Origin of the sequence: uncultured Aureimonas sp. (genome assembly GCF_913775355.1) — a bacterium.
Taxonomy (GTDB): domain Bacteria; phylum Pseudomonadota; class Alphaproteobacteria; order Rhizobiales; family Rhizobiaceae; genus Aureimonas.
In genome coordinates, this window is sequence record NZ_CAJYIU010000302.1 from 1 (window position 1) to 11,192 (window position 11,192).

The following is an 11,192-nucleotide window of genomic DNA, read 5'->3' on the forward strand; positions in this document are numbered from 1 at the left end:
GGCATAATCATACCGTATCGGCGGTGGAGCGGATTGGCAAGGGCCTCGCAGCTCGAAGTCGCTGGAATACGGCGGTTCAGAGCACCCCCATCTTCAGGATGAGGTTGCCGTAATGGCGGGTCTCACCCGTGGCGACGATCAGGGATGCCGTTCTGGCGCGCTCGTAGAACGCGAAGCGTTCCAGCGAGCGGATCGGGAAGTCGCCCGCGCGGCGGCGGACGACCTCGGCGAATTCTTCGGCGATCGGCGGGACCGCGTCGGGGTCGCCGACGACCTCCATCCGAAACGCGGCGGCCTCGACGAACGTGTCGAGCGGCAGATGGGCGAGAATCGCGTCCGCAGCGGCGACGGCGTCGATCCCGTCGAGGCGGACGACGCGGGGGCCAAGCGAATGCGACGGAAAGTTCGCGTCGGAGATGACCAGTTCGTCGCCGTGCCCGAGCGAGCGCAGGGCGTGCAGGAGGTCGGGCCCCAGCATCGGATGAATGTTGCGCAGCATGACGTCCCCGTTCAGATGTTGGTCCAGCCGCCGTCGATCGAAATCGCCTGGCCCGTCACGAAATCCGATTCGTGCGAGGCGAGATAGACGGCAAGGGCTGCGATTTCTTCGGGACGTCCGAGACGGCCCATCGGCTGGCGGGCCGCGAAGGCGACGCGCGCCGCCTCGAGGTCGCCGGTGGCCCGCATCCGATCTTGCAGCGACGGACTTTCCACCGTGCCCGGGCAGATCGCGTTGGCGCGCACGCCCTTGGCCACGAAATCGGCCGCGACGGACTTGGTGAGGCCGATCACCGCCGCCTTGGACGCGCCGTAGACGAAGCGATTGGGCGCGGCGATCACGGAGGAGGCGACCGAGGCGATGTTGACGATCGATCCGCCGCCGCCCTCGATCATGGCGGGCAGGAACGCGCGAACCATCCGGAACATCGAGCGCACGTTGAGGTCGAACGCGAAGTCGAACTCTTCGTCGGTGCAGTCGAGAATGGTGCCCGCGTGGACGAAGCCCGCGCAATTGAAGAGGATGTCGGCACGCCCGACCTCCCGAGCGAATGCGCCGACCGCCGCCGCGTCGAGCACGTCGAGACGGCGTGTCGTGATGCCGGGCTCGGAAGCGAGGTCGGCAAGGCGCTCCTCGTTGATGTCGGACGCGATGACCTCGGCGCCTTCGCGGGCGAAGGCGAGCGCCGTCGCGCGGCCGATCCCTTGCGCGGCGGCCGTCACCACCGCGCGCTGTCCGGCAAGACGTTGACTCAAGTACGGTCTCCTTTGTTGGTTCCGCCACCCGATGCCCCAGTGTCCGCGTCCTCGAACGGCGCGGCGACGGGGGCGGCGAGCGCCGCGCTGATGCGTTCGGCGGCCTTCGCCACCTCGTCGCCGAGGGTCTCGGGCTCGATCGGATCGCTCAGAATGCGAAGATGCGGGCAGGTGAGCGCGGCGACCGCGCCCGTGTCGTCGGGGTCGAAGATCGGCAGCGAGACGTCGGTGACGCCCTCCGTGATGCCGGAGGCGCGAACCACGCGGCCCGCACTGCGAAACGCATCGAGCCGCTCGGCGAGTTCGGCGAAGTCGACGCCCGGGTCTTCGGCCGCGATGGCCTCCAGCGTCCGCTCGCGGCGCCGTTCGCTCATGAATGCGAGAAGGCAGTGGCCGGAGCCCGTGCGCACCAGCGGCTGGCGATAGCCGATGCGCACGGAGAAGCCGATATGCGAGACGCTTTCGACCCGTGCGATCACCACCATCTGCGCGCCGCTCGGCACGGCGAGATGGCAGGAATAGCCGCTGGTCTCGGCGAAATCGCGCATCACGGGAAGCGCGGCTTCGGTCAGCGAACGGTGCAGCGGCCGATTGAGACCGAGGCGAAACAGCTTGTCGGCGACGACGAAGCGGTCCTGCCCCTCGCGGTCGAGATAGCCGCGCGCCTCCAGCACGGCCACCATCCGGAAGATCTCGCTGCGGGTGCGCCCGAGCGCATCGGCGAGTTCGCCGAGGTTCAGCGCCGCGCGCGTCGACGACAGATGCTCGAGAATGTCCAGCCCCTTCTCTAGCGCCGGGGCGCTGTAGCGGGCGGCATCCTCGGCCGAAGCATCGTGGCGCGCGATTGACATGCGGTTCCGCTGGTGATTTCAGTTTTCATATATGAACAGGGATCAACGGGCATGTCCACCACAATTACGAGCTTCGAGACATTCGACATCCGCTTCGCCACGTCGATGAAGCTCGACGGGTCCGATGCCATGAATCCGGACCCGGACTACTCTGCCGCCTACGTCGTCCTTCGCACCGACGGGGACCTCGAGGGGCACGGGCTGGCCTTCACGATCGGTCGCGGCAACGACCTCGTGACGTCGGCGATCCGCGCCGCGGCCGGGCGCGTCGTCGGTGTTCCGATCGAGGACGTTGCGGCCGACATGGGCGGCTTCTGGCGCCGGATCACGGGCGACAGCCAGTTGCGCTGGCTCGGGCCGGACAAGGGCGTCATGCACATGGCGATCGGTGCCGTGGTCAACGCCGTCTGGGACCTGTGGGCGAAGCGCGAGGGCAAGCCGGTCTGGCGCCTCATCGCCGACATGACGCCTGATCAGGTGCTCGACCTCATCGACTTCCGCTACCTGTCCAACGCGCTGACGCGCGACGAGGCGCGGGCGATTCTCGAGCGTGCCGCCGACGGCAAGGCCGAGCGGATCGCGACCCTCACGGAGAAGGGCTATCCGACCTACACGACTTCGGCCGGCTGGCTCGGCTACGACGACGAGAAGATGCGGCGCCTCTGCCGCGAGGGGATGGCCGAGGGCTGGACCCATTTCAAATTGAAGGTCGGCCGCGATCTCGAGGACGACATCCGCCGCTGCCGGATCGTGCGCGAGGAGATCGGGCCGGATCGCACGCTGATGATCGACGCCAATCAGGTCTGGGAGGTCGGCGAGGCGATCGACTGGGTGAAGAAGCTCGCCGAGTTCCGCCCCTGGTTCATCGAGGAGCCGACGTCGCCGGACGACGTTCTCGGCCACGGCCAGATCAAGGCCGGCGTCGCGCCGATCAAGGTCGCGACCGGCGAGATGTGCCAGAACCGGATCATGTTCAAGCAGTTCCTGCAGGCCGACGCGATCGACGTGGTGCAGATCGATGCCGCGCGGGTGGGCGGGCTGAACGAGAACCTCGCGATCATGCTGATGGCGGCCAAGTACGGGAAGCCCGTCTGTCCGCATGCCGGCGGCGTCGGCCTTTGCGAGTATGTGCAGCATCTGTCGATGATCGACTACCTCGTCGTCTCCGGCACGATGGAGGGACGCGTCGCCGAGTATGTCGATCACCTCCACGAGCATTTCGTCGAGCCCTGCGACGTGCGCGGCGGCCGCTACATGCCGCCGCAGGCGCCGGGCTTCTCGATCGAGATGAAGCGCGCCTCGATCGAAGCGCACGTCTATCGCGGCGAGGCCAGCGCGATCAGGCCGTGATCTGGCCGCTTCGCTCGCGCTGGAGGTAGCGGGCGGTCATCGAAAAGGCGGCGACGGCCAGACCCGCCGCAAGCCCCCACCAGACGCCGATCCCTTGCCATCCCAACGGGAAGGCGAGGGTGTAGGCGATCGGCATGCCCACCGCCCAGTAGCTGCCGACGGCGATCAGCATCGGCGTGCGCGTGTCCTTCAGGCCGCGCAGCACGCCGCTCGCCGTCACCTGCATGGCGTCGATGAGCTGGAAGGCGGCGGCGACGAAGAGAAGTGGGATCGCGGTCGCCAGCACGCGCGCGGCATCCGGCTGGCCGAGATCGAGATAGAGGCCGATCAGGCGCTCGGGAATCATCCAGAACAGGAGCGCGGCGAAGAACGCGATGCCGATCGCGACCATCATGGCGACGCGGGCGGCCCGCGACACGTCCTCCGCGCTGCCGCGGCCATAGGCCGAGCCGACGCGCACCGTGGCGGCGCTGGATAGGCCGAGCGGGACCATGAACGAGATCGAGGCGAGCTGGAGGGCGATCCCGTGGGCCGCCAGCTCCACCGTCCCGATCCAGCCCATCATCACGGATGCGGCGGTGAACAGCCCGACCTCGGCGACGATCGTCGCCCCGATCGGCCAGCCGAGACGCGCCACCTCGGCAAACGCCTCCCAGTCCGGCAGGTGGAACCGCCGCCAGAGATCGTAAGGGGCGAGAGCCGGAAGCACCCGCGTGTAGACGACGAGCGCCGCGAGGATGAAGACCGAGGTCGTGACCGAGGCGATGCCCGAGCCGGTCAGCCCGAGCGCGGGAAGACCGAAATTGCCGAAGATCAGCGCGTAATTGGCGAGCGCGTTGATGAGCGCGCCCAGCACCGTGATGACGAGCACCGGGCGCGGGCGCTCCAGCGCGCTGAGATAGGACCGCAGGACGAACGTCGCGAGGTAGGGCAGCATCGACCATTGCAGGATGCGCATGTAGTGGCCGCCGAGCTCGGCGACGCGCGGGTCCTGCCCGAGGGCGGCGAAGATGTCGTGCGTGAACCACAGCGGGGTCATCACGACGGCGCTAAAGGCCGCGACCACCCAGAGGCCCATGCGCACCGAGCGGCGCACGGCGCGCGTGTCGCGCCGACCGTTGGCGGCCGCCGCCATCGGCATCACCGCGTAGGCGAAGCCCGAGCCGAACATCCAGAAGACGTAGAAGGTCTGCGACGTGAGGACGGCGGCGGCGAGTTCCACCGGGCCGAGCCGTCCGATCAGGATCGTGTTGGTGACGTTGATCGACATCTGCGCGAGCTGCGCGCCGATCAGCGGAAGACCGAGAAGCAGCATCCCCCTCAGGTGCGCGCCCCACGAGGTCGGAGCCTCGGCGCCGCCTCCGACATTCGCCCCGAGCGACACCATGACTTCGACTCCCACCGTCACCCGCCGAACGGGTAGCGCGTGGGTAGCGTCCGGCCGCGCGCCTGTCCAGATTGACAAGCCAGGCGAACGACCGGCCGATGTGCTGCGCTGCAACGACGATTTCCCGTACGCTTCGGGGCGGGGGCGGGGTACTCGATTGACAAGACTGGAGCGGTTCGAAATAACGCAGACAATTGGGATGTCGGTCCGTCCTGCCGGGGCGCGCTCCGGTCGCCGGCCTCCCGTCGAACGATCTCTAGTCGCGTGGAACGACCATGGCTCTGCGAATCCTCCAGGTGAAAGACGGCAACGGCACGGTGCAGGTCGTGGCGGCCGGGGACGAGGGCGCGGGCCATGTCGTGCCCGGCTATTTCTCGTCCTACGACCTCGCGCAGGCGACGGTGGCGCGCGGCTCGACGCTGGCCGCCGAAGTCGAGCGGGCCGGCCGTGGCGAGGCGGTCGATCTCGAGGCGGCGCTGGCCGAAGGGCGCGTCCTCATGCCGATCCATCATCCGGACCCCGCGCACTTCATCGTCGCGGGAACCGGCCTGACCCATCTCGGCTCGGCCGACGGCCGCGACAAGATGCACAAGGCGCAGGCTGGCGAGCAGCTGACCGATTCCATGCGCATGTTCCGTATGGGCCTCGAGGGCGGCAAGCCGACGGATGGCGAGATCGGCGTGCAGCCCGAGTGGTTCTACAAGGGCGACGGCTCCTGCCTCGTCGGCCCCGGCGAGCCGCTGACCTCGCCCGTCTTCGCGCAGGACGGGGGCGAGGAGCCGGAGCTCGCCGGTATCTATCTGATCGGCCCGGACGGCACGCCGTTCCGTCTCGGCTTCTGCCTGTCGAACGAGTTCTCCGACCACGTGATCGAGCGCGGCAACTACCTGTGGCTCGCCCATTCGAAGCTGCGCCAGGCGTCGCTCGGCCCCGAGCTTCTGGTCGGCGCGCTGCCGGACCACGTCGAGGGCACCTCGCGCATCCGCCGGGACGACGAACTGGTGTTCGACAAGCCGTTCCTATCGGGCGAGGCGAACATGTCGCACACGATCGCCAACCTCGAGCACCATCACTTCAAGTACGACCTGTTCCGTCGTCCCGGCGACCTGCACGTCCACTTCTTCGGCACGGCGACGCTTTCGGTGACGCATGGCGTGAAGACGCAGGCGGGCGACCGGTTCGAGATCGACGCGCGCCCCTTCCGTCTGCCGCTGGTCAACACGCTGGCGGAAACCGCGGGCCGCGAGGCTCCCGTCGCCGTTCGCTCGCTCTGAGATCCCGATGACCCTTCGCGTTGCCATCGTCGGTCTCGGCAAGATCGCCCGGGACCAGCACGTTCCCTCCATCGCCACGGTCGACGGCGTCGAACTGACCGCGGTCGCCAGCCGCAACGCCTCGCTCGATGGCGTCGCGTGCTTCTCGACCCTCGATGAGATGCTCGGCCATGCCGACCTCTTCGACGCGGTCGCGCTTTGCACGCCGCCGCAGGGGCGCCATGAGCTCGCGCACGCCGCGCTGTCCGCCGGCAAGCATGTGCTCCTCGAAAAGCCGCCCGGCGCGACGGTCAGCGAAGTCCGCCCGCTGGAGGATCTCGCGCGCGCCAAGGGCGTCTCGCTCTTTGCGACGTGGCATTCGCGTTTTGCGCCCGCGGTCGAGCCGGCCCGCGCGTTCCTCGCCCAGACGACCATCCGCTCGGTCCGCATCGAGTGGAAGGAAGACGTGCGCAAGTGGCATCCCGGCCAGGAATGGATCTGGGAGCCGGGTGGCCTCGGCGTCTTCGATCCGGGCATCAACGCCCTCTCGATCCTGACGGCGATCCTGCCGCGGCCGGTCTTCCTGACGAAGTCCGATCTGTCGTTCCCGGAGAACCGGGCGGCTCCGATCGCGGCCGCGCTCGCCTTCTCCGACGGCGCGGGCGTGCCGGTGGAGGCCGACTTCGACTGGCGCGAGACGCGGGGCGAGATCTGGAACATCATGGTCGAGACCGATGCCGGCGCGCTGACCATCGCCGACGGCGGCAAGCGCATGCTGGTCGACGGGCAGGTGCGGCTCGACGAGCCCGATCGCGAGTATGCCGCGATCTACCGTCGCTTCGCCGAACTGGCGGCGACCGGTGGGATCGATGTCGACCTGTCGCCGCTCCAGCACGTTGCGGACGCCTTCCTTCTCGGCCGCCGCCATGTGGTCGAAGCCTTCGTGGAGGCATGAGCGATGACGGCGCTGCCGACCCTGGAGCGTCGCGACTTCGGCGCGCTGCCGGATGGCCGCCGGGTCGAGCTCGTATGCCTGCGCGCCGAAGGGATCGAGGCGCGAGTCATGAGCTATGGCGCGACGCTCCAGGCGCTCCTCGTTGCCGACCGAGACGGGCGCCTTGAGGACGTCGTGCTGGGGCACGACGATCTCGACGGCTATGTCGAAACGCGCAGCTTCTACGGCGCGACGATCGGGCGATACGCCAACCGCATCGCGCGCGGCACCTTCGCGATCGATGGCGAGACCTTCACGGTGCCAGCGAACGATGGCGAGAACGCTCTCCACGGCGGAGCCGAAGGGTTCGACCGGCATGTGTGGAACATCGCGGAGACCGGGGAGGGCGCGGAGCCCTTCGTACGCTTGACCCACACCAGCCCGGACGGCGAGGGCGGCTTTCCCGGCGAACTCGCGACCAGCGTCACCTATCGCCTGCGCGCGAGGGAACTTGCGATCGAGTTCGAGGCCGAGACCGACCGCCCGACCATCGTCAACCTGACGAACCATGCCTTCTTCAATCTCGGTGGCACGAAAGCCGTCACCGACATTCTCGGTCACGAGCTGACGATCGAGGCGGACGAATTCCTGCCCGTCGGCGATGGCGCGATCCCGCTGGGGGCGCCGGCCCCGGTTGCGGGCACGGCGTTCGATTTTCGTACGAGCCATGTCATCGGCGGGCGCATCCGCGCGCCCGAAGAGCAGATCCGGCAGGGGCGTGGCTACGACCACAACTGGTGCATCCGGGGGCCGTCCGGCGGCGAGCCGCGAATGGCGGCGACGGTCCGCAATCCGGCGAACGGGCTGCAGATGCGGCTTCTGACGGATCAGCCAGGGGTCCAGTTCTATTCCGGCAACTTCCTCGACGGGACGTCGGTCGGCAAGAACGGGCAGATCCACCGGATGGGCGACGCCCTGTGCCTCGAGCCGCAGCGCTATCCCGACAGCCCCAACCGGCCGGACTACCCGTCGGCCCGGCTCGAGCCCGGCGCGACCTATCGCCACCGCTCAACCTATCGCTTTATGCATGCCTGACGTGTCAGGTCTCGCCCCCGAGGGCTCCGAGACCGAAGGAGAAATGACCATGTCGAACGACCTGACGAAGATCGAGGGAACGGACGAGCTGAAGACCGCCGGCGGTAGCCGCGGCCACGGCCGCGCGGGCACGACGCTGCGCTCGCGCGCCTGGTTCGACAATCCGGACAACGCCGACATGACGGCGCTCTATCTCGAGCGCTACATGAACTTCGGCCTCAGCCAGGAAGAACTTCAGTCCGGCCGCCCGATCATCGGCATCGCGCAGACGGGCTCCGACCTCTCCCCCTGCAACCGCCACCACCTCGAACTCGCGAACCGGCTGCGCGAGGGCATCCGCGAGGCCGGTGGCATCGCGATCGAATTCCCGGTCCACCCGATCCAGGAAACGGGCAAGCGCCCGACCGCGGGCCTCGACCGCAACCTCGCCTATCTCGGCCTCGTCGAGATCCTCTACGGCTATCCGCTCGACGGCGTGGTGCTGACGATCGGTTGCGACAAGACGACGCCCGCCTGCCTGATGGCGGCGGCGACCGTCAACATTCCGGCCATTGCGCTCTCGGTCGGCCCGATGCTGAACGGCTGGTTCCGCGGCCAGCGCACGGGCTCGGGCACGATCGTCTGGAAGGCGCGCGAGCTGATGGCCAAGGGCGAGATCGACTACGCCGGCTTCGTGAAGCTCGTCGCGTCGTCGGCGCCGTCCACCGGCTACTGCAACACGATGGGCACGGCGACCACGATGAACTCGCTGGCCGAGGCGCTCGGCATGCAGCTGCCGGGTTCGGCTGCGATTCCCGCGCCCTACCGCGACCGCCAGGAAGTCGCCTACCGCACGGGCCTTCGCATCGTCGACATGGTGCGCGAGGACCTGAAGCCGTCGGACATCCTGACCAAGGACGCTTTCGTCAACGCGATCCGCGTCAACTCCGCGATCGGCGGCTCGACCAATGCGCCGATCCACCTCAACGCGCTTGCGCGCCACATCGGCGTCGAGCTGACGGTGGACGACTGGCAGGAGTTCGGCCAGGAGATCCCGCTGCTCGTCAACCTGCAGCCGGCCGGCGAGTATCTGGGCGAGGACTACTACCACGCCGGCGGCGTGCCGGCGGTCGTCAACCAGTTGATGGAGAAGGGCCTCATCAAGGAGGACGCGCTGACCGTCAACGGACGTACCATCGGCGACAACTGCCGCGGCGCGATCATCGAGGACGAGAACGTCATCAAGCCATACGACAAGCCGCTGAAGGAAAAGGCCGGCTTCCTGGTTCTGAAGGGCAACCTCTTCTCGTCGGCGATCATGAAGACGAGCGTCATCAGCCCCGAGTTCCGCGACCGCTATCTCGTCAACCCGAACGATCCCAATGCCTTCGAGGGCAAGGCCGTGGTGTTCGACGGGCCGGAGGACTACCACCATCACATCGACGATCCGGCGCTCGGCATCGACGAGCACACGATCCTCTTCATGCGCGGCGCCGGCCCGATCGGCTATCCCGGTGCCGCCGAGGTCGTGAACATGCGCGCGCCCGACTACCTCATCAAGCAGGGCGTCACCTCGCTCGCCTGCATCGGCGACGGGCGCCAGTCCGGCACGTCGGGCTCGCCCTCGATCCTCAACGCCTCGCCGGAAGCTGCTGCGGGCGGCAACCTCGCGGTGCTGAAGACCGGCGACCGCGTGCGCATCGACCTCGGACGCGGCACGGCCAACATCCTGATCTCGGACGACGAGCTCGCAGAGCGCCGCGCGGCGCTGAAGGCCGAGGGCGGCTACAAGTATCCCGAGCACCAGACCCCCTGGCAGGAGATCCAGCGCACGCTGGTCGGTCAGATGGAGACCGGCGCGGTGCTGGAGAACGCCGTCCAGTACCAGCGCCTCGCGCAGACGAGGGGCGTGCCCCGCGACAACCACTGAGGCCTCCGGCGATGCAGGATCCGCAGAACGGCGCAACGGGGGCGGTCGAGGCCGCCCCCCTCCACATCCTCGACGCCCCGGCCTGCCATCTCGGCGAAGGTCCGACCTACGATCCGGCAAGCGACAAGGCCTGGTGGTTCGACATCGTCGGCCGCCGCCTCTTCGAGAAGTCGTCGGCGAGCCCCGAGGTTCGCGTCCACGAGTTGCCACTGATGGCGAGCCAGCTCTGCACGGTCGACGACCGGACGCAGGTCATCGCGACCGAGAACGGCCTCCATGTGCGCGACATCGCCACCGGGCGGCTGACGCACCACACGGCCCTCGAGGCCCACGAGACCGATACGCGCTCGAACGATGGCCGCGTCCATCCCTCCGGCGCGCTCTGGATCGGCACGATGGGCCGCAAGGCCGAGGCGGGTCGCGGATCGATCTACTGGTTCCGCGGCGGCGAACTTCGTCGCCTTTACGCTGAGATCACGATCCCCAACGCGATCTGCTTTTCGCCGGACGGGACGGTCGGCTACTTCGCCGATACCGCGCGCGGCGACATCCATCGCGTGGCGCTCGATCCCGAGACCGGTCTTCCCACCGGCGAGCCATCGGTCTTCGTGCCGGCCGGCGCCTTCGCCGGCGGCCCCGACGGCGCGGTCACCGATGCCGAAGGCAACGTGTGGAACGCTCGTTGGGGCGCGGGGCGGCTGGAGGTGTTCACCCCGGACGGCAAGCACCTGCGCTCGCTTTCCCTCCCGGCACGCCAGCCGAGCTGCCCAGCCTTCACCGGCCGTCATCTCGACCAGCTGCTCGTGACCACCGCCTACGAGGGCATGGACGAGGAAGAGCGGGCAGGCGACCCGAATGCCGGCCGGACCTTCATTGTCCAGGCCGGAGTGCGGGGCGTGGCCGAGCCGCGCCTGCGGTTGACGCCATGAGCCGGCGGGTGGCCTACGCCCTCGTCGATTGGGGCACGACGTCGTTCCGCGCCTGGGCCTGCGCCTCGGACGGCACGGTCCTGAACGAGCGCCGCGCACCCGAGGGGCTCACCGGCGTCGTCGACGGCGACTTCGCCGGTGTGCTGACGCGGCACCTTTCTGCGATGGACGTGGCTGACGACGCGCCGGCCATCCTGTGCGGGATGGTCGGCTCGCGGACAGGCTGGGTC

At 68.5% G+C, this 11,192-nt stretch carries 11 protein-coding genes; 7 read left to right on the top strand and 4 right to left on the bottom strand.

What is annotated here, in order from left to right:
• Window positions 1-76: 76 nt before the first annotated feature.
• Genes QZ753_RS18435 through QZ753_RS18445 form a run of 3 tightly spaced genes read right to left on the bottom strand, consistent with a single transcriptional unit; the run spans window position 77 to window position 2,105 of the window.
• Window positions 77-499: an RbsD/FucU domain-containing protein gene (locus tag QZ753_RS18435; protein WP_294645768.1), complete on the bottom strand. Its 423-nt coding sequence runs from the start codon at window positions 497-499 to the stop codon at window positions 77-79.
• 11 nt (window positions 500-510) lie between these two features.
• Window positions 511-1,254, bottom strand: coding sequence for an SDR family oxidoreductase (locus QZ753_RS18440; RefSeq protein WP_294645770.1), 744 nt, complete (start codon window positions 1,252-1,254; stop codon window positions 511-513).
• The gene (locus QZ753_RS18445) at window positions 1,251-2,105 is read right to left on the bottom strand and encodes an IclR family transcriptional regulator (RefSeq protein ID WP_294645772.1); all 855 of its coding nucleotides are present in this window, start codon (window positions 2,103-2,105) and stop codon (window positions 1,251-1,253) included. The genes QZ753_RS18440 and QZ753_RS18445 overlap by 4 nt, the downstream gene beginning before the upstream one ends.
• 51 nt (window positions 2,106-2,156) lie before the next feature.
• Here QZ753_RS18445 and QZ753_RS18450 point away from each other — a divergent pair, with 51 nt between their 5' ends.
• Window positions 2,157-3,455 (top strand): L-fuconate dehydratase, encoded by a 1,299-nt coding sequence (locus tag QZ753_RS18450; RefSeq protein WP_294645774.1) that lies wholly within the window; start codon window positions 2,157-2,159, stop codon window positions 3,453-3,455.
• Here the strand turns inward: QZ753_RS18450 and QZ753_RS18455 are convergent.
• Complete coding sequence (locus QZ753_RS18455; RefSeq protein ID WP_294645776.1) at window positions 3,445-4,857, bottom strand: MATE family efflux transporter; 1,413 nt, start codon at window positions 4,855-4,857, stop codon at window positions 3,445-3,447. The two genes, QZ753_RS18450 and QZ753_RS18455, sit on opposite strands and share 11 nt — an antisense overlap.
• 260 nt (window positions 4,858-5,117) lie before the next feature.
• Between QZ753_RS18455 and araD1 the strand changes: the two genes are divergently transcribed.
• The 6 genes from araD1 to QZ753_RS18485 form a co-directional block, all read left to right on the top strand.
• Window positions 5,118-6,116 carry an AraD1 family protein gene (gene araD1 / locus QZ753_RS18460; protein ID WP_294645778.1) on the top strand — a complete coding sequence of 333 codons (999 nt, stop codon included), beginning with the start codon at window positions 5,118-5,120 and terminating at the stop codon, window positions 6,114-6,116.
• Between the two features lie 7 nt (window positions 6,117-6,123).
• The gene (locus tag QZ753_RS18465) at window positions 6,124-7,050 is read left to right on the top strand and encodes a Gfo/Idh/MocA family oxidoreductase (RefSeq protein ID WP_294645780.1); all 927 of its coding nucleotides are present in this window, start codon (window positions 6,124-6,126) and stop codon (window positions 7,048-7,050) included.
• 3 nt (window positions 7,051-7,053) lie between these two features.
• Entirely contained in the window at window positions 7,054-8,124 is a 1,071-nt protein-coding gene (locus QZ753_RS18470; RefSeq protein WP_294645781.1) for an aldose epimerase family protein, read from the top strand.
• Between the two features lie 43 nt (window positions 8,125-8,167).
• Window positions 8,168-10,033: an IlvD/Edd family dehydratase gene (locus QZ753_RS18475; protein WP_294645782.1), complete on the top strand. Its 1,866-nt coding sequence runs from the start codon at window positions 8,168-8,170 to the stop codon at window positions 10,031-10,033.
• A gap of 11 nt (window positions 10,034-10,044) precedes the next feature.
• Window positions 10,045-10,962, top strand: coding sequence for an SMP-30/gluconolactonase/LRE family protein (locus tag QZ753_RS18480; RefSeq protein WP_294645783.1), 918 nt, complete (start codon window positions 10,045-10,047; stop codon window positions 10,960-10,962).
• Window positions 10,959-11,192, top strand: a 234-nt coding sequence (locus tag QZ753_RS18485) for a 2-dehydro-3-deoxygalactonokinase (protein WP_294645796.1), incomplete at its 3' end; no start/stop codon positions are given. The genes QZ753_RS18480 and QZ753_RS18485, both read left to right, overlap by 4 nt.